Annotated in this window: 19 protein-coding genes; 10 read left to right on the forward strand and 9 right to left on the reverse strand. The window is 62.9% G+C overall.

The genetic code is table 11. The annotated features are described in order from the left end of the window. Positions 1 to 47: 47 nt before the first annotated feature. The 4 genes from NKI70_RS10465 (at position 48) to NKI70_RS10480 (ending at position 2,425) form a co-directional block, all read left to right on the forward strand. Positions 48 to 683 (forward strand): ankyrin repeat domain-containing protein, encoded by a 636-nt coding sequence (locus NKI70_RS10465; RefSeq protein ID WP_352569141.1) that lies wholly within the window; start codon positions 48 to 50, stop codon positions 681 to 683. 145 nt (positions 684 to 828) lie between these two features. Beyond that, complete coding sequence (locus NKI70_RS10470; protein WP_352458214.1) at positions 829 to 1,218, forward strand: ArsR/SmtB family transcription factor; 390 nt, start codon at positions 829 to 831, stop codon at positions 1,216 to 1,218. Then, positions 1,215 to 1,748, forward strand: a complete 534-nt coding sequence (locus tag NKI70_RS10475) for an SRPBCC family protein (protein WP_352724558.1) — start codon at positions 1,215 to 1,217, stop codon at positions 1,746 to 1,748. The genes NKI70_RS10470 and NKI70_RS10475 overlap by 4 nt, the downstream gene beginning before the upstream one ends. A 101-nt stretch (positions 1,749 to 1,849) precedes the next feature. Beyond that, entirely contained in the window at positions 1,850 to 2,425 is a 576-nt protein-coding gene (locus NKI70_RS10480; protein ID WP_352724559.1) for a dihydrofolate reductase family protein, read from the forward strand. A gap of 64 nt (positions 2,426 to 2,489) precedes the next feature. On the opposite strand, the gene NKI70_RS10485 is transcribed toward NKI70_RS10480, so the two are convergent. The 6 genes from NKI70_RS10485 to NKI70_RS10510 all read right to left on the reverse strand — a co-directional run bounded on the left by NKI70_RS10485 (position 2,490) and on the right by NKI70_RS10510 (position 8,248). Then, complete coding sequence (locus NKI70_RS10485; RefSeq protein WP_023677312.1) at positions 2,490 to 3,290, reverse strand: class I SAM-dependent methyltransferase; 801 nt, start codon at positions 3,288 to 3,290, stop codon at positions 2,490 to 2,492. Positions 3,291 to 3,442: 152 nt separating this feature from the next. Next, the gene (locus tag NKI70_RS10490; RefSeq protein ID WP_352724560.1) at positions 3,443 to 4,354 is read right to left on the reverse strand and encodes a DUF930 domain-containing protein; all 912 of its coding nucleotides are present in this window, start codon (positions 4,352 to 4,354) and stop codon (positions 3,443 to 3,445) included. 183 nt (positions 4,355 to 4,537) lie between these two features. Beyond that, positions 4,538 to 5,287 (reverse strand): glucose 1-dehydrogenase, encoded by a 750-nt coding sequence (locus NKI70_RS10495; RefSeq protein WP_352451446.1) that lies wholly within the window; start codon positions 5,285 to 5,287, stop codon positions 4,538 to 4,540. A gap of 47 nt (positions 5,288 to 5,334) precedes the next feature. Continuing rightward, positions 5,335 to 6,339, reverse strand: a complete 1,005-nt coding sequence (locus tag NKI70_RS10500; protein WP_023677316.1) for a sugar-binding protein — start codon at positions 6,337 to 6,339, stop codon at positions 5,335 to 5,337. Between the two features lie 51 nt (positions 6,340 to 6,390). Beyond that, complete coding sequence (locus NKI70_RS10505; RefSeq protein ID WP_023677317.1) at positions 6,391 to 7,452, reverse strand: ABC transporter permease; 1,062 nt, start codon at positions 7,450 to 7,452, stop codon at positions 6,391 to 6,393. Between the two features lie 55 nt (positions 7,453 to 7,507). After that, the gene (locus NKI70_RS10510; protein WP_023677318.1) at positions 7,508 to 8,248 is read right to left on the reverse strand and encodes an ATP-binding cassette domain-containing protein; all 741 of its coding nucleotides are present in this window, start codon (positions 8,246 to 8,248) and stop codon (positions 7,508 to 7,510) included. A gap of 443 nt (positions 8,249 to 8,691) precedes the next feature. Between NKI70_RS10510 and NKI70_RS10515 the strand changes: the two genes are divergently transcribed. Beyond that, complete coding sequence (locus NKI70_RS10515) at positions 8,692 to 10,125, forward strand: coiled-coil domain-containing protein (RefSeq protein WP_352724561.1); 1,434 nt, start codon at positions 8,692 to 8,694, stop codon at positions 10,123 to 10,125. A gap of 127 nt (positions 10,126 to 10,252) precedes the next feature. After that, a complete protein-coding gene (locus NKI70_RS10520; RefSeq protein WP_352724562.1) occupies positions 10,253 to 11,815 on the forward strand; it encodes a serine hydrolase in 1,563 nt (520 codons plus the stop codon). Positions 11,816 to 11,844: 29 nt separating this feature from the next. Here the strand turns inward: NKI70_RS10520 and NKI70_RS10525 are convergent, their stop codons facing one another. Further along, on the reverse strand, positions 11,845 to 12,780 hold the full coding sequence (locus NKI70_RS10525) for a hypothetical protein (protein ID WP_352458223.1): 936 nt from the start codon (positions 12,778 to 12,780) through the stop codon (positions 11,845 to 11,847). Positions 12,781 to 13,067: 287 nt separating this feature from the next. Between NKI70_RS10525 and NKI70_RS10530 the strand changes: the two genes are divergently transcribed. After that, on the forward strand, positions 13,068 to 13,508 hold the full coding sequence (locus NKI70_RS10530; RefSeq protein ID WP_023677323.1) for a lipid-binding SYLF domain-containing protein: 441 nt from the start codon (positions 13,068 to 13,070) through the stop codon (positions 13,506 to 13,508). 18 nt (positions 13,509 to 13,526) lie between these two features. Here NKI70_RS10530 and NKI70_RS10535 read toward each other — a convergent pair whose 3' ends face one another. Beyond that, entirely contained in the window at positions 13,527 to 14,159 is a 633-nt protein-coding gene (locus NKI70_RS10535; protein ID WP_352699776.1) for a TetR/AcrR family transcriptional regulator, read from the reverse strand. 706 nt (positions 14,160 to 14,865) lie between these two features. On the opposite strand from NKI70_RS10535, the gene NKI70_RS10540 reads away from it, so the two are divergent. Genes NKI70_RS10540 through NKI70_RS10550 form a run of 3 tightly spaced genes read left to right on the forward strand, consistent with a single transcriptional unit; the run spans position 14,866 to position 18,649 of the window. Further along, positions 14,866 to 15,351 (forward strand): (2Fe-2S)-binding protein, encoded by a 486-nt coding sequence (locus NKI70_RS10540; RefSeq protein ID WP_352458225.1) that lies wholly within the window; start codon positions 14,866 to 14,868, stop codon positions 15,349 to 15,351. Beyond that, the gene (locus NKI70_RS10545) at positions 15,348 to 16,331 is read left to right on the forward strand and encodes an FAD binding domain-containing protein (protein ID WP_352458226.1); all 984 of its coding nucleotides are present in this window, start codon (positions 15,348 to 15,350) and stop codon (positions 16,329 to 16,331) included. Before NKI70_RS10540 ends, NKI70_RS10545 begins: the two co-directional genes overlap by 4 nt. Beyond that, positions 16,328 to 18,649, forward strand: a complete 2,322-nt coding sequence (locus NKI70_RS10550; RefSeq protein WP_352699778.1) for a xanthine dehydrogenase family protein molybdopterin-binding subunit — start codon at positions 16,328 to 16,330, stop codon at positions 18,647 to 18,649. The genes NKI70_RS10545 and NKI70_RS10550 overlap by 4 nt, the downstream gene beginning before the upstream one ends. 247 nt (positions 18,650 to 18,896) lie before the next feature. On the opposite strand, the gene NKI70_RS10555 is transcribed toward NKI70_RS10550, so the two are convergent. After that, entirely contained in the window at positions 18,897 to 19,907 is a 1,011-nt protein-coding gene (locus NKI70_RS10555) for a zinc-dependent alcohol dehydrogenase family protein (RefSeq protein WP_023677329.1), read from the reverse strand. Positions 19,908 to 19,951 lie beyond the last annotated feature (44 nt).

Raw genomic sequence — 19,951 nt, forward strand, 5'->3', positions numbered from 1 at the left:
TCGCGGATTCTGTGGTATTCTGTGAGCTATCCGAGGAGGCGACTGCGTTGACCAACAGCTTGGAAGCCGAAGGGGCAAGAGACTGGTCGCCCCTGCTGGTCGCGGCAGAACAAGGCGATGCGGAGGCGGTTCGATCGGAGTTGGCGGCTGGCGCCGACATCAATCAGTCGGACGACGGCGGCTGGTCTGCACTTCACCTTTCAGCCCTCAATGACCGCACAGCTGTGGTGGAGGCGCTGATCGAAGACCCGGAAATCGACGTGAATTCCAGAAACAAGTGGAAGAGCACGCCCTTGAGCCTTGCGTCGGCCAAGGGACATTACGCGTGTATCTCAGTCCTCGTGAGACACCCCCAAATAGAGATCAACGCGCGAGCTGACTACTACGGCAGAACGGCTCTTATCGAGGCGGCGAAGAACGGGCATCTCGAAGTCGTCAAGTTGCTCGTGGAGAATGGCGCGGAAGTAAATCTGACCGACAAGACGGGGAGAAACAACGCGCTCATCGAGGCTATCAAGGGGCGGCACTACGAGATCGCGGAATACCTGCTGGATTCTGGGAAAGTGAGCTTTATCAACAAAGAGATGAGGCTAAACGCCCTGATCTGGGCTGGCAGCTGCCACAACCCTCAGCTTATCGAAAAGCTGGAAGCCGCGATCCACAGTTTCTTCAACGGCAAATAAGGGCCTCGCCCTTACTGTCGCGGGGCGCGTCCGTATCTCCCGTCACGTCGACACGCTCGATGGCGCAAACGGCCCCGCGGCGCTTCACATAAATTATTCAACCAAACGGTTTACTATCTCAAAGCGTGCGTCTATATTCAACTACATGGTTGAATTAGAGACACCCAAGATGGATGCGGTTTTTCACGCCCTTGGCGACGCCACCCGGCGGCACATGCTTCGCGATCTCGCTGATGGCGAGAAAACGGTAAGCCAGCTGGCGGAACCCTTCGCGATGTCGCTCGCGGCGGCCTCCAAGCACATCAAGGCGCTGGAGAACGCAGGGCTTATTCGTCGAGAGGTGAGGGGCCGCACGCATCTGTGCCGACTAGCCCCTGGACCGCTGGCCAGCGCCCATCAGTGGCTCAGCTTCTACGAGCGCTTCTGGACCGGTCGTCTCGATGTTCTCGAACGCCTTCTTCGCGAAGAGGACGCACGCAAAGCCCAGGATGAGTCCAGGAAATCGCCCAACCCGAAAGAAGGAGACGAGCAATGAACCAGATGAGAAGCATCGACGCCTATGGCGAGCTGAGCGAGCCCGCCACGTTCACCATCCAGCGCCTCTTGCCCGGCCCCATCGAGCGCGTCTGGGCCTATCTCACCGAGAGTGACTTGCGCCGGCAATGGATGGCCGCGGGCCAGATGGAAATGAAGGCCGGCAGCTCGTTCGAATTGGTCTGGCGTAACGACGAGCTGACGGACCCGCCTGGGCAGCGCCCCGCGGGCTTTCCCGAAGAGCATCGGATGGAGGGCCGGATCACCGAACTCGATCCGCCGCGCAAGCTTTCCATCACCTGGGGAAACACCGGCGGCGTCTCCTTCTTGCTGGAGGCGAAGGGTAACGATGTGCTGCTCACCGTCGTTCATCGCCGCCTGCCGGAACGTGCAATCCAGCTCAACATCACGGCCGGCTGGCACATACACCTCGACCTGCTGGCCGCCCGCCTGGCGGGCAAGACGCCGACCTCGTTCTGGGACGGCTGGAGCCGCCTGCGGGAAGAATACGACCGCCGCCTGCCGGCCTGATGTAACTCGCGGCGGCCATCCCTGAGGTCGCCGCCAGCAACACGAAGCAACGCTGAAACGATGAAACGTGCTTGCATCCCGCAAGCCTGATGGAGGAAGTCATGCGCAAATTGATCGCTGGAATGAAAATTTCCGTCGACGGCAAGATGGAGGGGCCCGAGGGTTATGCCGATTGGGTCGACGCGTGGTCGGACGAATACGGCCTGACGCCGCAAATCGACGCTTGCCTGCTTGGCAGCGTCATGTATGCCGGCTACGAGCGCTACTGGAGCGCCATCCAGAACGAGCCCGACAAGCCGCTGCCGATGACCGGCAAGTTACCTAAGCCGGCCGAGCTCGAATGGGCCCGCTTCGCCGCGCAGACGCCGCATTATGTGCTGTCGAACACAATGACTTCGGCGGCCTGGCCAAAGACGCGCTTCGTGCGGAATTTCGAGGATATCGCTGCACTGAAACAGCAGCCCGGCAAGGACATCTACCTTATGGGCGGCGCCCGAATTACCGCGAGCCTTATCGATGCCGGGCTGGTCGATGAGCTCAGGCTGATCGTCTATCCGCTGCTCGCCGGTGAAGGAAAGGCGCTGTTTGGGACGGCGAGAAATCGTCGTGGGCTCGAACTGCGCAAGGTCGAACAGCTTTCGGACGGCCGCGTCGGGCTGGTCTACGGGATCGGCTAAAGCGCGTCGCGTTCGATCGGCCTCATGCGACGCGCTTTTTGCGCGGCATGCATTAGCGCCAAGGTCAGGCAACGACGCCGCGGCAGGCCCAGGCGACATTGGCAAAGGACCTCGGGCCGTCGGGCCGGCCGGCCTCATAGGCGTCGCGCATGGCGGCGTCGGTGCGCGCCCGCTCTTCCGGGTCGAGCGTGGCCACATACTTACCGAGCGGCCCTTCGCCGGCGGCAATCGGCGCCCAGTAATCATCGAAATTTTGGTAGTCCATGCGGATCATCAACTGGGTTTCCGTAACGTCGCGGAGACCCTGTTCGACAAAGGTCCGTTTCATTTCACCCGGCTGCATCATCGGCTGCGTGCAATAGCGGGCACGCAGCTGGCGTCCGCCTTCACTGAGCACCGCCACCGTGTCGATCATCATGCGCATCCCCGGCATGCCGCCGAGATGGTCCCATACCGTCGCCGCGACGACGCCGCCCGGCCGCACGACGCGGCGCATCTCGGCGACTGCCTTGCCGGCTTCCGGCACGAAATGGAGCACGAGCAGGGCTAGGGCACGGTCGAACGCGCCATCCTCAAAGGGCAGGGCGCAGGCATCCGCCTGACGGATTTTTATCCGCGGATCGGTGTTGCGCCGGATTGCCTCCTCGACGAAAACGGCCGAAAAGTCGATCGCCGCGACCTCACCGAGGTCAGCGGCCTTGACGAGCGCGAAGGTCAGACTGCCGGTGCCGCATCCGACGTCGAGGATCTTTTCGCCGTCCTTGAGGCCCGCGAAGCCGATGAACAGCGGCGCGAGCTTTTGGCTCCAGCGGCCCATGAGCTGCTCATAGCCGGCAGCATGGTGAACGTTGAAACTTGAAGTCATCGAAGCCTCCTCCCAAAGCCGTATGCTAGACTTCGGCAGCCGCTGACGAAAGCCACTTTTGGCGCGTGTTGGTTCGGCAGCCCGGAGCGCGCGAAGACATCGCCGGCCGGATTTGATGGCGCCGGCCAGCCAGCCTCCGTGGCCTCGACCACCTATTCGGCGGGCAACCCGCGGCGCTTCCATTCGCTGCGCGGCACCGGATTTCCAACACGAAAGGCAAACGACACGACTCTCGTCGCGTCCGGGTCGACCTCGCAGCGAAAGCTCAAATCGTACCACTGCCCGTTGGCACGGAAGGCGGTCCTGGGAACTTGCATGATAGTGCCTTCCTTCAGCCTGAATGAACGCAAGAGGTCGGGAAAATAGGGGGGCGAGGCGCGGCGCAACTGTTCGCGCAATTCCGTGAGGCAGAGCTGACCGATCCGCACGGGGCGGGGTATATTACCCATTGCGCTTGTCGCTATCGGATCACCGGTTGCTGCTTCCGAGAACAACGTCTTGGCTTGCTGAAGCTTCAAGGGTTTTTGCTCCTTGGCGACGTTCGCTGGCTTGGGCTTAGGCGGCGCGGATACGCCAGGCGGCGGAGCCGAGACTTTGCCGCCGACCGCGGTCACGTCCGGCGCCTGTGCAAGGTCCTGTTTATTGGGATCTTGCGGCGCTGGCGGTTGTTCCGAACCATCCTCCGCACTGTTGCCGTCCAGAGACTTGCGAGGACCGGCGTCCTTCTCACCGAATTCGAAGACAGCTCTCTGCGCGGCGACCTCACGGCTCGTCGGCGTCTCGACCTTGGCTTCCGGCTGCTTTTCCGGCTTGGGCGGTTCAGCGGGGGACGGAGGTTTGGTTTTTTCCGGCGGTTTAGGCGGCGGCACAATATCCACTGCGATGGGCTGCTCCTTCTGCGGCTGCGGGGGCGACAGCGGCAGTGCGGACAAAAGAAGCGCGGCGGCGAGCAAATGCACGACCGCGGAGGCAGGCAAGGCCCACCCGAATACCCGGCGCTGATCCCTTATGTCGTCTCTCATTGTGACCGGTGTGTGGAATGAAATATTGGCGGCATCAAGCATCGATGCCGCCGGACGTCGAAATAACCCGTTGCGAATCGAAAGTCGGCGGCTGCAATACGGCGCGCCATCCAATCGTCTGGCGTCGGCGTCCGTGCAGGGGACCGGGCCAGCAGCGCATGCAGCAAGTCGTCATTTCAGGCGGCTAGCAGGCACGCCCTGCCGGCACGGTGTCGCCGGTTGAAATCACAGGGAAACCGATAGCCCGCCGTCAACCGCCAGCACGTGCCCGTTGACGTAAGCGGCAGCGTCGGAGGCGAGAAACACCACGGCTCCGCCGAGCTCCTCAGGCTGGGCCCAGCGGCCCGCGGGGGTTCGTGCCTCGACCCATTTGGTGAAGGCCTCGTCGCGCATAAGTGCGGTGTTGAGCTCGGTGGCGAAATAGCCGGGGGCGATCGCGTTGACGGTGATGCCGTGACGGCCCAGCTCAGCGGCAGTGGAGCGTGTCAGCCCGTGCAGGCCCGCCTTTGCCGCCACATAGGCGTGAATGGTGGGACGGCCAAGGATCGCTGCGACCGATCCGGTGTTTATTATGCGCCCGAACTTGTTTGGCAGCATCAGGCGCACCGCGTCGCGCATCATGCGGAAGCAAGCCGACAGATTGACGGCAACCACATGGTTGAAATCCTCGTCCTGCCATTCGACCAGCGGTTTCCGATGCTGGATGCCGGCGTTGTTGACCAGAATATCGAGGCGGCCGTGGCGTTCGACGATTCCTTCGAGCGACGCCCTTGAGATCGCCGCGTCGGTGACATCGAACGGCAGGGCTTCTGCACCGATCCTTTCGGCGGCCGCGGAAAGGGCGGCCATGTCGCGCGCATTGACGATCACCGTCGCGCCGTTTTCCGCAAGTGCCTTGGCCATGGCAAAACCAAGACCACGCGAGGCACCCGTGACCAATGCGACACGGCCCTTGAGCGAGAACAATTCCGGCATTGAGATCCCCTATGAAAAGGGCGGGAGTTTCCTCCCGCCCAAAAGCACTATTTGGCGACGCAAGTGTCGGCTGTCTCCGGAGTGCAGACATCGAGGCCCGTGTAGGTCGGGTCGGCCGGCGGAGCCTTGCCCTCCTTCATTTCCTTCAGCGCCATCATCGTCTTGTAGCCCATCTCGAACGGCCGCTGGCCGACCTGGCCAAGGGAGAAACCTTCCTTCATCTGGTCGATCTGTACCGGAAGCGTGTCGGCAACGACAAGGGCCAGGGCTTTCGAGGCGATCTTGTCCTTGTACGGTGCGACCGCGGCGCGGTTGGCATCGGGAATGAACTGCGGGAAGCCACCGGTTGGGACGAATGCGTCGAGGTTCGGGTTTTTCGCCATGATATCCTCGAACTGTTGCACCGAAAGCGGGAAATCATCGTTGGTGTAGAGCGGACAGCCTTCGATTTCGGTCCAGCCGTTCTGGCCCGTCAGCCGATCCCCGGGCGAGGCCGCCGATTTGGTGCCCGAAAGTGTATCGCGAATGCCCTGCATGCGCTCGTTGTGGTTGGCCGCCGCGGCGCCGCCGGACTGGATGCAGATCGTGCCGCCTTTGGGCTTGATCTGCATGACAAGCTTGGCGAGGTTCTCGCCGATCTCATAATTGTGCGTGCCGATATAGGCGACGCGCAGATCCTTGTTTTCGGGCAGGAGGTCGGAATCCCAGGTGAGGACCGGGATGCCGGCTTCCTTGGCGGCCTGCAGCGCAACCGCCATCGCCGCGGCGTTCGATGGCGACACGGCGATGCCGTCCACCTTCTTGGCCACGAGATCCTGTACGATCTGTACCTGCTCGTCGCCGCCGCCATGCTCGCCGGGGCCAATATACATGCACTCCACGGCGCCATTGGATTCGGCTTCGGCCTTCTTGCAGCCGTCGCGTGCCTGGTCGAAGAAAGGATTGTTCATGTTCTTCGGCACCAGGGCGAAGGTGTATTTCGCCTGGGCGCCGGAAACGGCGAGCACCATTGCGCCAAGCGCCACGGCGGCCGTCAGCAGATGTTTTTTCATGTGACGTTCTCCTCCTGGGTGTGATCCCGCAAGCCTCCCGCCGGCGGGTTTCTAGCGGCGTTTTTTGGGCATCAAGACTGCCAGCGACGCGGCGAGAATCGATTTGCCGCCGGTTTGCATGCCCAAAAGAACCGCAAGAACGATGAAGGCGCCGACGAAGGCACCCTGCCAGTTTGAATCGATGCCGGCCATCAGCAGCGCATTCCTGATCACCTCGAGGAAGGCCGAACCGATGATCGCACCGAAGGCCGTGCCGGCGCCGCCCATGAGGCTGGCGCCGCCAATGACTGTCGCGGCGATAACGCGCAGCTCGTAGCCTTGGCCCATGGCATTGATGGCCGAGCCGTTATAGCCGAGGAGCAGGAGCGAGGCGAGCGCGGCGGTGAAAGCCGAGAAGACATAGGCCTGGAATTTAATCCAGTTGACCGGAACGCCGGTGAGCCGTGCCGCCTCCTCATTGCCGCCGATGGCGAAGAGATGCCGGGCCCAGGCTGTGAAGTTGAATACGAAGCCGACAATCAGGGCCAAGATCACCATGGTCCAGAATTGTGACGACAGTTCTGGTATCCAATGCGGTGCCCAGTCGTTCGGACCATGCCGCGGCCATTTCCACTGACCGATTGCCTTCACGATCGGAGCATCGGGCCCGAACTGGTAGAGCATCTGGTTGGCCGAGAATACGACCGCCAGCGAGCGCGCGACGGACAGCATACCGAGGGTGACCACAAAGGACGGCATCCCGACATAGGCGACAAAGAATCCGTTGACCGCGCCACAGGCCAGACCGGAGAAAAGGCCCATGGCGAAGGCGACGTACCAGGGATAATGCCAGGTGAGGAACAGGCCGGCGACGATGACCACGAGACCCATGACGGAGCCGACCGACAGATCGATACCGCCGGTGATGATGACGATCGTCATGCCGAGGGCCATGATGCCGAAAGGTGCGAAATTGCGCGTCACATTGGCGACGTTTTCAGAGGTGCCGAAGCTCGGCTCCATCGCAGTCATCAACATGACGAGCGCGATGAGCGCGATCGTCACCCAGAAGGGCTGACTTGAAATCACACGTTGGAGAACTGTTTTTTCCTTGGTCGGGACGAAATCCGACATGGCCGGCCGGCCATGTTCTTCGACTGAGCCCTGAACGCCAACTGACTCCTGAACACTATTCGCCACGGATGGCCCCCGTTATCAGTCCAGTGATTTCCTCGGGCGATGTTTTGTCAGCTGGCTTGTCGGCAACTTTCGAGCCCCGCCTGAGGACGATAATGCGATCTGCCACGGCGAACACGTCAGGCATTCGGTGACTGATCAGCATGACGCCGACTCCTTGTGCTTTGAGGCGTCGGATCAGTTCGAGTACTTCCGCCACCTGGCGCACGGAGATGGCGGCCGTTGGTTCGTCCATCAGCACCAGCTTAGCATTTGAAAGCCGGGTCCGCGCGATGGCGACCGCCTGGCGCTGCCCACCCGACATCTTCCTGACGAGGTCGCGCGGCCGGGTTTCCGATTTGAGTTCCTTGAACAGCGCTGCCGAGCGATCGATCATCGCCTGCTTGTCAAGAATCCTGATCGGCCAGAAGCCTTTCTTGATCTCGCGCCCCAGAAAGACGTTCTGCGCGGCCGTCAGATTATCGGCGAGCGCCAGGTCCTGATAAACAACTTCGATCCCCTTGGCGCGGGCCTGCACGGGCTGGTGGAAGTGGCACACCTCGCCCTCGACTACAATTTCGCCGTCGCTCGGAGGAAAATTCCCGGCCACAGCCTTGACTATCGTCGACTTGCCGGCCCCGTTATCCCCCATCAGACCAACGACTTCGCCTCGCTCCACCTGGAAGCTGACGTCAGTCAGGGCCTGGATAGCCCCGAAATTCTTGGAGACGTGGCGAACCTCAAGCACCGGCATCGCGGTCCTCCCGGGACAACATTTATCGGTCTTGTCCCTGGTCAATGCACAGCAGCTAATCAGCGAAACGTATTCAACACAATCATTTATTAGGTCAGGCCTCCCGGCCGTAACGCGCCTCGTCCGAGTGTGACTTGTAGCTGCTGCAGAGCACCGAGGCGCTCGGCCGATCCTTACAACAGTCACCAGGCGATCCTCAGGCTTGCGCCGCTTCATATCCGTTTCGGGTGAAATGAGTGGGCATTTTGCGAGCGGTGCCAACGCCTCGGGTATGGAGCGCGGCAGAACATGTCATTCAAACACACGAGGACAGTGGCCAAGCCTGTCCCTAGCGTGCGTCGGCCAGAGCGCACGTCAGGAGATGAACCCGCATTCGGGGGAGGCGAGGGTCAAGTGTTGAAAGTCCGCTCCTTAACGGCGCTGCACGAGAGGGATATTCGGTCATGAATTTCAAAGGTTTGATCAAGCGTGCCGAGACTGTGGAGAGAGCGTTCAAGGAGCTCGAAACCGATTTGGCGGATGCGTTTAGCGAATGTCTCAACGTGGACGATCATTCGCCGTTGAACGACGTCACTGTGCCGGATGAGACTGTGTCGGATGAGAATCTCGCGGCAACGGATGACAGCTCGCAGCTCGAGGCCAATGCGGACGCCTTCGAGACCGCACGACGGCTGTCCCCCCATACGCAAACCCGGCTGGCTGCCTTAAGTGCGGTCGATGGGCTCTTTCACGACGCGCAGGAGTATCTGGGGGAGATCAATGCGAAACTGTCGGAGATCGCGACCTCGCATCATCTGACGGGCGAATTCCTGAAACTGCTCCACGGCGACATTCTTCGCGCCAACGAATTGGAGCTGGCAAATACCGGCCTGACCGCGCAGCAAAGAGTGCTGTCCGAACAGCTCCACGAAGCGACCAGAAAGCAGCGCGAGCGCGACAGCGCTATCGAGGCCCTGCAGCAGCACGAGGCGAGCCTGGTCGAGGACAAGGAAGCACTTCGCGGCGCGCTGGCTGCAGCAAGGCTGGAACTCGTCGTGGCAGGCAATGCGAGCGCAAAACGCGAAGCCGAGTTCGGCGAGCTTGTCAAAACGCTCTCGGCCAGAGCGGTCGAGGCCAACAGACGCTCGCGCGAGAACGAGATGCTGCGGGAGAAGCATGTCAGTCTGTCGATCGATCTCGACAAGGCGCTGAAACGGGAGGCCGAGGCGCGGCACAGGCTGGACGAACTCTCGACTATCCATGCCAATGACGCCGCGCAGGTTTCGGAACTGCTGGCCGCGCTTGGCAAGAGCGAGAAAGAGGAAATGCGGCTGCAGAAATCGCTCGATATGGCGCAGACGAAGCTGTCGGAAATGACGGAAGCGGCCCGCATCAGGGACGGTGACAGGGAAGCCGAACTTGCACGCGGTGTCGCGGAGATGACCGGCTTGCGTTCTGAAATCGAGGACCTTCGATCGCGGCTGGAGGCCGCCTCCAACCAGAACAGCGAAGCCGCCAGCGAGATCGCCAGGCTCAAGGCCCAAGCGAGCGACGCGGTGGCCGAAAAGCAAATTGTCGAGCAAAAATTGTCCGCTCTCACGAAGGAGAGCGAAAACGACAAGATGACCCTTTCCGCGGTCAGCGCGAATTTTTCGCAGCTTTCCCTGCAGCAGGCTTCCGAACAGATACAGTTCGACGTCCAGAGGCAGGAATGCGAGGATCTGCGAGCCGAAGTCGCGTCGCTTCAAGCCCGGGTCAAGGAACTGTTGCCCTACGAGCGGCTCCACAAGGTCACCAACGCCAGACCGCGTGAAGACGGCGTGGTCGAGATCACCGCCGCGGTGGCGGAGAAGGCCCGCGCCAGCAGACGGCGCCTCCGCATGCGTGCCGCATCCTAGCTCAGGCGCGGCTGTCTGAATTTCGACTGGTGTGAAGCGGACATCCGTCGATGGAAGCGATCGTTGGGGCTGGCCTCCCCTGCGTCAGGCTGCAATAGTGGACGCCGGTGAGGCGGAGGGGCTGAGCATGCGGCTATTCACAAACCGGAATCACCTCCGGTGGAGGAGGTTGGCCTTCATCGCCCTCATTACGCTTTCGCCGAAAGTGGCGTCGGCCGACACCATTACGCCCGACCGGATCGCCGCGGCCATTGCGAAGCTCGAATTACTGGCCGAAGGCGTCGTCGCGGATGGTAGCGTGCCCGGTCTGGCCATCGGCGTCGTGCACGGCGACGAGGTGATCTTCCTCAAGGGTTTTGGGCATCGCGAGGCCGGAAAACCGGAGATCGTCGACGCTGACACAGTCTTCCAGATTGCCTCGCTCTCCAAGCCTGTCTCCGCCACGGTCGTGGCGGCGCTGGTCAGCGGGGGGATCGCTTCGTGGGATTCGAAGATCGCCGACCTCGATCCGGCTTTCCGGCTCGCCCAGCCCTATCCGACCAGCGAACTCACGGTCCGCGACCTGTTTGCGCACCGCAGCGGGCTTCCCGGCACCGCCGGCGACGACCTCGAGGACATCGGCTATGACCGCGCGGAGATCCTGCGCCGCCTGCGGTTCGTGTCGCCGTCATCGAGCTTTCGTGCGGGCTATTCCTACAGCAATTTCGGACTGACCGAGGGTGCCGTCGCGGCTGCGAAGCCGACAGGCAAATCATGGGAAGAGGTCGCCGAAGAGAAGCTCTACCGTCCGCTTGGAATGGCCTCGACCAGCTCCCGTCATTCGGACTTCATCAAGCACGCCAACCGCGCCGAACTCCACGCCAAAATCGATGGCGCGTGGACCGCGAAGGTCCAGCGCTATCCGGATGCGCAGGCGCCAGCAGGCGGCGTCAGTTCCACCGCACGCGACCTCTCGCAATGGATGCGCCTTGTGCTCGGCAACGGGGCCTACGCCGGCAAGAGACTCATTGCCGCCGATGCGCTGGACCAGACACATATTCCCTTGATGGTTCGCGGCAAGAACCCCGTCTCCGGAGGCGAGGCCTTCTACGGCCTCGGGTGGAATGTCGAATTCGGCCGGCACGGGCCGATCTGGGGTCATGCGGGCGCCTTCAGCGCCGGCGCCCGCAGTCTGGTGATGCTCTTTCCCGAGGAGAAGCTTGGCATCGTCGTCATCGCCAACGCCTTTCCGACAGGCGTGCCGGAGGGACTGTCCGACAGCTTCGCCGATCTCGTCTTCGACGGAACGCTGGGCAAGGATAAGATAAAGGCATGGAATGATATCTATGCGAGCATGTTCGGCCCGGTCATTGCGGCGGCCAAGGCCACCTATGCCGCGCCGCCCTCTCCAGCAAGTCCGGCCGAGCCGGCCAGTGCCTATGCAGGCCGTTACTTCAACGACTTCATCGGCGATGCGGTTGTGTCGGGCGAAGGAGACCCTCTTGTCCTCAAGGTCGGGCCCGCCGGTGTGCGGTCCTATTCATTGAAGCATTTCGACCGCGACCTCTTCGTGACCTTCCCTGATGCCGAGATGCCGGACAGGCCCTCGGCCGTCAGCTTTGCCGTCGGCCCCGACGGCAAGGCGTCGGCCATGACCGTCGAATTTCTCGACGATAATCATCTCGGTACGCTGCAGCGCGTGGGGGATTAGCCACCGGCGATCAGGGAGCCTTTGCCGGTTCAGGATGCCGGGCCGAACCGGAGCAATTTGAAGCAATCGCCGCTGCCCGATGTCGCCTGCGTCAGGAAGGGTTTCGACCGGTCGAGCCATTCCTGGTGCGATCTGGCATCGGCTTCGATCTCGTTGACCGGCGCAAGCTTGACGAAGCCGCGCCCGTTGCTGAAAAGCCAGCACGCGCGGCCGAGAAACCGCCTGCTGCGCTGGCGCAGGAGGTCGGCATCATAAAAGATGTCGAGCACCTCCTGCTTGATCTTCCGCTCCTTTTCGGGATTGGCGATCGCAACCTCGATCGGCTCGCCGCCGATCGCATCCTGCAGGTCCTTGTAATCCAGGGCGATCTGGGTAGTGGCATATTTGATGTCGCTCTCGTCCCGGACGATGTTGAACCATAGCATTGGGTTGAGCTCGTTGACGACGAACGATGCTTCGAAATCGCGTGACAGATTGAGAATATCGAACCCCTGAACATCGACGTCGCGCTCGACCAGAAGGATCTGCGAAACCTGCTTGGCGAGCGCCGTTCCGTCGGCGCTGACGGCGGCATTGTTTCCGCCGAGTTCCGGACTGACATAGGCGCCGCCATCATCCAGCAGCTCATCGAATTCGCCGAGGGCCTCCACGACAGCGCTGTCGCGGGCAACACGCGCCGCCAGTTTGGCGAGAACCTGCTGGAGCTCCGTTTCGCGTTTGCGCTGGTCCTGATAATTCTGCTGGAAAAAGAAGATGAACAGGGACACGCCAATCCCGATCAGGATCACGCCCAGCTGCGAAAAGATATTGCGATAATATTCCAGCAGCTTTTCACGATGGCGTACGTCGTCACGCACACTGTGCGCCACGCGAAGATTGACGATCAGCGAAACGACCAGGAGCCCGGCGCCGACCAGGATCAGGCCGCCGATCAGCAGGTAGCCATGGCGTGAGTTGAAGTCCATTCCTTTGCCGCGCTCCCGAAACCCCAGACAGCGCAGACTAATACCATTCCGCTTCAACACTTACGTTTTCATAGGAGCGCCGGCGACAGATCCCCGCTGGTCGGCCACTGTTCTTACAGCCAGGACTATGCTCGCCATCCGCCTCGTTTCGTGGCGGTCTTCTTGCGGCCGGAATTCAGGCCGCGTGCTTGGAACCAATGACGGGCGAGACTGTTCAGCTATGACTTTGATATGACGCCGACGTGCCCGGCCGGCTGGGCATGCGGCGATCTTGAGGAGTTCTCATCATGAAGATTTCGTCCAGATTTCGTTCAGTCGCAGTTGCCGTCATCGCTGCGGCGGCAGTTAGCTTTGCCAGCGTCGCGCATGCCGACAGCGGTACGATCCGCTTCGCCATCTACAAGGCGGCCTTTTTCATCGGCGGCTCCGGAGGCGAGGGCACACTGACCTTCCATGGTCGCCGATATCCCATCTCGGTCGGCGGCATCTCGGGCGGCCTCGCCTTCGGCGCCTCCAAGACCTATTTCAAAGGTACCGTGCGCCACATACGCCGCGCCCGGGATGTGACGGGGGTGTACGGTGCAGCGGGCGGTGGCGGCGCGCTCGGCAAAGGAGCCCAGGTGATCGTCATGACCAATGACAAGGGTGCCCAACTCGAACTCACGGGCAGGCAGGTAGGCCTGCAAGTCAATGCCGATCTCAGCGGTATGAGCATCTCGCTGAAATAAGGACAGTCACTGCATTCGTTATTCCTTGGATGGGCCGGATTTGGCCGCTCCAAACCGCAGCCCATCCATCAGCAGCGACACCAATCGGCGCGAGCGGTCGCGCCAGTCCTTGGTGTCCGGTGCCGAATAGATGCCGCCCAGCGCATGCAGCACGTCGGAAGCATCGACATCGCCGCGGATCGAGCCGTCGGCGACCGCGGCATCGATCAGCCGCCGCAAGGCGAGCGTCACCCTGCCCGAAACGTCGGAGAACAGGGTTGAGTTGGTCGTGAGCAGGATGCGCAGGCTTGTCGACAGCCCGCGCTTGGTGGCGATGTAATCGACGAAGCGCTGCATCCATTGTTCGAGCGCCATGTCGGGCGCATAATCGTGGGCGAGTTCGTCGGCCGCCTGGCACAGTCCTTCCACTTCGCGCCGATAAACCACCTCGACCAGGTGCTCGCGGGTTGGGAAATGCCGGTAAAGCGTGCCGATGCCGACGCCGGCCTGGCGCGCAATCTCCTCCAGCGAGGCATCGACGCCTTGCGCGGCAAAGGCTTTTGCCGCGACCTCGACCAGCGCATCGCGGTTGCGCTGCGCGTCGGCGCGCAGCGGCTTTGCAACGGCGGCTTCGGTTTTGTCTCCAGAAATGACGGGCGGCTCCGCGGCCAATTTTTTCTCCAGTGTTGATCCGAAGCATAACCGAACAGGCAGGCCACGTTTCAAGAGCGCAGACGCTTCCACCTTCGTTACGTCTCCGACAAATATAATCGCAAGTAAATATAATCACAGGATCGAGTCTGGGTCGGCGTTGCGGCAGGCGAGGCATCTTGCCCGCCTCCGGTGCACGGCCGGTGGATGACGACGGAGGATATTTCCTCGCGGCTGGCACTCCTCATCTGTTCGGCCGATGCCGTGGGGCAAAAATGAGCCCACGTTGAGCACGATCCCCTCAGGATCATTGGACTGTCCTGCCCCTACAGACAGTTCAGAGAGCACCACCGGCTTGGGCCGGTGGTGCTTTTTTGTCTCCAGGCATGACGGCCGGCTGCCCTGCCAATTTCCTCCAATTTTGATCATTTTCGATCCTGGGCTTGAACAGGGCGGAGCAGGCCCTTAGGTAATAACCGGAGGCGCCTCCGATTGTGGAGCGCCTTTCTCATGTAATCACGGGATCGGGTATGTCACGTCTTTCGACCTCGCAAGCCGCAGCCTTCCCGGAGCTCGCGCCAAGTCGAACCGACCCCCTCTGCCCTGCCGGGCATCTCCCCCCGCAAGGGGGGAGATTAGCTCACCTAGCCATAAGCTGATCTTGCCGCTCGCCGGCCGGGCACCAGATCATCCCCTCCCGCGTCAAGCAACCGGAGCCAGACGCCCCATGACAAGCAAAACCCGAACTTCAATCCAACTTCGAATCAACCGACATCGACATGAGCTGGAGGTCGAACCGCGCGTTACCCTGCTCGACGCCTTGCGCGACCATCTCGGCCTGACCGGCACCAAGAAGGGCTGCGACCAGGGCCAGTGCGGCGCCTGCACCGTTCATATCGACGGCCAGCGCGTGCTGGCCTGCCTGACGCTTGCCACTCAGGCTGAAAGCAGGGACATCACCACCATCGAAGGGCTTGCCGGGGAGGATGGCACGCTGCATGCGGTGCAGGCCGCCTTCCTCGAACAGGATGCCTTTCAGTGCGGCTATTGCACGCCGGGCCAGATCATGTCGGCGGTCGCCTGCATTCGCGAAGGCCATGCCGGCTCGGATGAGGAGATCCGCGAATACATGGCCGGCAATCTCTGCCGCTGCGGCGCCTATCCGCATATTGTCGCCGCCGTGCGGCAGGCGGCCATGGAGGCCGCGTCATGAGGGACTTTTCGTATCTCCGCGCCGGCTCCGTCGATGCAGCCCGTGAGGCAGCAGCACTTCCCGGCGCCATGCTTCTGGCCGGCGGCACGACGCTTGTCGATCTCGCGAAATGCGGCGTTGCCGAACCCGAGACCGTGGTCGACATCACCCATCTCAAGGGACTGGACACGATTGCCGTTGATGACCGGGGCGCCACGATCGGCGCGCTGGCCAGGATGAGCCGCGTCGCCGACCATGCCGATATCAAGAGTCGGTTCCCCGCAGTCTCGGAAGCATTGTGGCAGGCGGCGTCGGCTCAGCTGCGCAACATGGCGACGATCGGCGGCAATCTGATGCAGCGTACGCGCTGCCCCTATTTCCGCGATCCGGCGAATTTCCCCGCCTGCAACAAGCGCTCGCCCGGCAGCGGCTGCTCGGCGATCGGCGGCGTCACCCGCGGCCATGCCGTGCTCGGCACCAGCGAGGCCTGCATCGCCACCTATCCCGGCGACCTGGCGGTTGCACTCGTCGCCTTCGACGCGATCGTCCATCTCGGCGACCGTCAGGTCGCCGTCGATGATTTTTTCCTGTTGCCTGGCAGCACGCCCGAAAGGGAACATGCGATCGAGCCCGGCGAGATGATCACCGCGATCGGCATTCCCGCTTCGGCCGCCGCCCGCCGCTCGACCTATCTCAAGGTCCGCGACCGCCAGTCCTATGAATTCGCCGCCGCAAGTGCTGCGGTCGGCATTGAATTCGAGGCCGACGGAAGGACAATTCGCGATCTGCGCGTCGCGCTTGGCGGCGTTGCCACCAAGCCATGGCGCGCCCTTGCCGTCGAAGAGGCGCTGAAAGGCAAAGTGCTCGAGCCGGAGGTCGTCAGGCAAGCCAGCCTGCTCGCCGTCGAGGGCGCCGTCGACCATGGCGCCAACCACTACAAGATCGAACTGGCGCCGCGCGTCGTCGCCCGCGCCATCCTCAAAATGGGAGAAACGGCATGACCGTTCACGAGTTGAGAACAAGACCCGGCGATGCCAAACGCGGCGACGCTTCGGACGGTGCCGTCCTCCCCGATCAGGTCGGCGGCCGGCTGTCGCGCGTCGACGGCCCGGCCAAGATCACCGGTGCCGCCAAATACGCCGTCGATCAGCAGCTCGAGGGGCTTACCCATGCGGTGCTGGTCGAGAGCACCATTGCCGCCGGCCGGGTGCGTTCGATCGACACGGCCGCGGCCAAGGCGTCGCCCGGCGTGCTGCTGTTGCTGACGCCCGACAATATCCTGCCGCTGAGAACCGCAACGGACTGGCTGGGTACGCCGCCGCCGGACGTCGCCTATTGCCCGCTGGCGCGCGACATCACCTTCAGCGGCCAGCATGTCGCGGCGGTGGTGGCCGAGAGTTTCGAGCAGGCGGTCGCGGCCGCAGCGCTGGTCAAGATTGCCTATGACGAGGCGCCGGCGATCGTCGACCTCAGCGATCCAAAGGCCGGCGACGGCATCCCCGTCGATGCGATGACCAAGGAATGGGGCGAGGCGGAGACAGCGTTCGCCTCGGCTCCGGTCAGGATCTGCAACGCCTACAACACGCCGCGCGAATACCAGGCGCCGATGGAGCCGCATGGCCTGATCGCAAAGTGGCAGGGCGACCAGCTGACGGTCTGGGAGCCGAGCCAATGGCTCGACGGCATGGCGCGGACCTATGCCGAATGGTTCGGCGTGCCGTTCGAGAATGTACGACTGGTCTCGCCCTATATTGGTGGCGGCTTCGGCTCCAAGGCGTTTGCCTATGGCTACGGCGCTGTAGCGGCAGTCGCCGCGAAAATGCTGGGACGGCCAGTGAAGCTGGCGGTCACCAGGCCGCAGACCTTCACCGCCTATGGCGGACGGGCGGCGACGCGCCAGACCGTGGCGCTCGGCGCCAACGCGGAGGGCCAGATCCAGTCGATCGTGCATCGCGGCGTCAACGAGACCTCGGTCGACGGCATGTGGGTCGAGCCGCTCGGCTCGGTCACCTCGGTCATGTACGCGACGCCGAATTTCTCGTCGCGGCAGAACGTCGTGCGGGTCAACACGGTGGTGCCGGGGGCATTGCGCGCGCCGGGCGAGAACCCGAGCGCCTTCGGCATCGAAAGCGCCATCGACGAGCTCGCCTATGAGGTCGGTATCGATCCGCTGGAAATCCGGCTCAGGAACTATGCCGAGCAGGATCCGCATGCGAAGAAGCCGTGGTCGACACGGCAGCTGCGTGAGGCCTTCGCGGCCGGCGCCGAAGCCTTTGGCTGGTCGAAGCGGAACCCCCGGCCGCGTTCGATGCGCGACGGCAACCAGCTGATCGGCTGGGGTGTCGCGGCAGGCACCTACCCGGTGCGGCGCGCCTATGGCGAGGCGGTCGTGCGCATTCTCGCCGACGGCTCGGTCGAGGTCGAAAGCTCATCGATCGACATGGGGCAGGGCACCTACACGATCCTGGCGCAGACCGCCGCCGAGGTGGTGGGCGTGCCGGCGGAAAACGTCGTCGTCAAGCTTGGCGATTCCCGCTATGCCCGTGCCGGCGTCACCGGCGGTTCGCGGCTGGCCGGGGTGATGACCGGCGCCGTCCACAAGGCGGCGAGTGCCGCGCTCGACCAACTGATCGGGCTCGCCATCAGCGATCCGGCTTCGCCGTTCCATGCACTGCAGGCCAACACGCTCGTCGCCGCCAATGGCCGCATCGCTTCACCGCGCGGCAACGGCCCTGAAGTTTCCATCGCCGAACTGCTCAGGAGCGTCGGGCGCGAGCATATCGAGGCGAAGGGCGACACCATGCCGGCCAATTCGACGGTCGAGGACCGCTACAAGAACTACACCACCATTGCCATGGCGCTGCCGCACACCGAGGGCGACTATTCCCGCCACAGCTGGTGCGCGCATTTCATCGAAGTCCGCGTCGACGAGGACTTTGGCACGGTTCGCGTTTCCCGCGTGGTGTCGGCGCTGGATTCGGGCCGGCTCTACAACCCCAAGCTCGCCGAAAGCCAATGGAAGGGCGGCATCATCATGGGCATCGGCCAGGCGCTGCTCGAGGAGGGCATCGTCGACCGCCGCCACGGCCGCATCGTCAACAACAACCTCGCCGACTATCTCATCGCCACCAATGCAGACATTCCCGACATCGAGGTGATCTCGGTCGGTATTCCCGATCCGCATTCCTCGGCGCTTGGCGGCAAGGGGGTCGGCGAGCTGGGCATTGTCGGCGTGGCGCCGGCGATCGCCAACGCGGTATTTCACGCCACCGGGAAAAGGGTGCGGGATCTGCCGATCACGCTGGAGAAGCTGATTTAGGGGCAGACGGTGAGGCTGCCAATCTCCTCTCAAGACTTGGGTTCCTCGCCCACCGCGAGGCGGGGGAGAGGTGGCCGCCCACGGGTCTTGCCTTCGGCAAGCCCGAGGACAGGCTCCGCGCCCGGAGAGGGGTCCTTCGTAGAGCGCGGTTTCCCCTCTCCGTCTCGGCTTCGCCGAGCCACCTCTCCCCACTTTCGTGGGGTGAGGAACCCAAGCTGGAATGAAGCCGCGCTCTGCCTTTCCAGGCTCACCACGTCAACGTAAACGCAAGCTTGCCGAAATGCCGGCCGCCGGCTGCCATATGGGCGTAGGCCTCGGTCGCCTGGTGCTGGCCGTAGACCGTGTCGATGACCGGATCGATACGGGCGGCGCCGATGGCGCGCGCCGCGTCGCGCAGGTCGGATACTGAACCGGTGTTGTTGCCCACCACCTTGAGTGCCTTGATGATGATCGGCAGCAGGTTCGTGGTGGCCTCGGCGCCGGTGACGAAGCCGATGGCGAACACCGTGCCGCCGGGCGCCGCGGCATTGATGGAGCGGGCGAAGGTGGCCGCGCCGCCGGTTTCGACGATCAGATCGGCGCCGAGCCCGTCGGTCAACTCGAGCACCTTGGCGTCCCAGTCCGGCGTCTCACGATAATTAATGAGATGATCCGCACCCAAGGCCTTGGCGCGCGCCAGCTTTTCGTCAGACGACGAGGTGATGATGACCGTGGCGCCGGCTGCCTTGGCCAGCTGCAGGGTCAAGATCGAGACACCACCGGTACCGAGCAGGACGACGACCGACCCCGGCCCGGCATCGGCGGCGCGAAGCGCATTCCACGCGGTGGTGCCGGCGATCGGCAGCGTCGCTGCCGCTTCGAAGGACAGATGCGCCGGCATCGGCACAACGGCATTGGCCGGCAGCGCGACATATTCGGCGAGCGAGCCGGGCAGTGTCAGCCCGCGCATCTCTCTGGTCTCATAAGGCCGCGGACGGCCGCCGATCCAGCGCGGTTTTGCATGGGCGATGACGCGGTCGTTGATGGCGAGCCTCGACACGCCCTCGCCGATACCGACGATCTCGCCGGCGCCGTCGACGACGGGAATGAGCGGAAAGCTCGGACCTGGATAGTTGCCGCTCGCTATCGCGACATCGACAAAATTGAGGCTTGCGGCGCGCAGGCGGATCAGCACTTCGCCGCGCTGCGGTTCAGGCGTGGGAACGGTGGCCGCGCGAAACGCGTCCAGTCTCGGGGCAGTCAGTTCGATCGCTTTCATGTCTCACTCCGGTTGATGGCCGATTGACGGGCCGGGATTGAGTG

Origin of the sequence: Mesorhizobium sp. M0500, assembly GCF_040321165.1 — a bacterium.
Taxonomy (GTDB): domain Bacteria; phylum Pseudomonadota; class Alphaproteobacteria; order Rhizobiales; family Rhizobiaceae; genus Mesorhizobium.

Bases quoted from the DNA above. Each gene is read 5' to 3' on its own strand.
- NKI70_RS10470 (WP_352458214.1), top strand. From the start codon at position 829: ATGGTTGAATTAGAGACACCCAAGATGGATGCGGTTTTTCACGCCCTT.
- NKI70_RS10475 (WP_352724558.1), top strand. From the start codon at position 1,215: ATGAACCAGATGAGAAGCATCGACGCCTATGGCGAGCTGAGCGAGCCC.
- NKI70_RS10480 (WP_352724559.1), top strand. From the start codon at position 1,850: ATGCGCAAATTGATCGCTGGAATGAAAATTTCCGTCGACGGCAAGATG.
- NKI70_RS10485 (WP_023677312.1), bottom strand. From the start codon at position 3,290: ATGACTTCAAGTTTCAACGTTCACCATGCTGCCGGCTATGAGCAGCTC.
- NKI70_RS10490 (WP_352724560.1), bottom strand. From the start codon at position 4,354: ATGCTTGATGCCGCCAATATTTCATTCCACACACCGGTCACAATGAGA.
- NKI70_RS10495 (WP_352451446.1), bottom strand. From the start codon at position 5,287: ATGCCGGAATTGTTCTCGCTCAAGGGCCGTGTCGCATTGGTCACGGGT.
- NKI70_RS10500 (WP_023677316.1), bottom strand. From the start codon at position 6,339: ATGAAAAAACATCTGCTGACGGCCGCCGTGGCGCTTGGCGCAATGGTG.
- NKI70_RS10505 (WP_023677317.1), bottom strand. From the start codon at position 7,452: ATGTCGGATTTCGTCCCGACCAAGGAAAAAACAGTTCTCCAACGTGTG.
- NKI70_RS10510 (WP_023677318.1), bottom strand. From the start codon at position 8,248: ATGCCGGTGCTTGAGGTTCGCCACGTCTCCAAGAATTTCGGGGCTATC.
- NKI70_RS10515 (WP_352724561.1), top strand. From the start codon at position 8,692: ATGAATTTCAAAGGTTTGATCAAGCGTGCCGAGACTGTGGAGAGAGCG.
- NKI70_RS10520 (WP_352724562.1), top strand. From the start codon at position 10,253: ATGCGGCTATTCACAAACCGGAATCACCTCCGGTGGAGGAGGTTGGCC.
- NKI70_RS10525 (WP_352458223.1), bottom strand. From the start codon at position 12,780: ATGGACTTCAACTCACGCCATGGCTACCTGCTGATCGGCGGCCTGATC.
- NKI70_RS10530 (WP_023677323.1), top strand. From the start codon at position 13,068: ATGAAGATTTCGTCCAGATTTCGTTCAGTCGCAGTTGCCGTCATCGCT.
- NKI70_RS10540 (WP_352458225.1), top strand. From the start codon at position 14,866: ATGACAAGCAAAACCCGAACTTCAATCCAACTTCGAATCAACCGACAT.
- NKI70_RS10545 (WP_352458226.1), top strand. From the start codon at position 15,348: ATGAGGGACTTTTCGTATCTCCGCGCCGGCTCCGTCGATGCAGCCCGT.
- NKI70_RS10550 (WP_352699778.1), top strand. From the start codon at position 16,328: ATGACCGTTCACGAGTTGAGAACAAGACCCGGCGATGCCAAACGCGGC.
- NKI70_RS10555 (WP_023677329.1), bottom strand. From the start codon at position 19,907: ATGAAAGCGATCGAACTGACTGCCCCGAGACTGGACGCGTTTCGCGCG.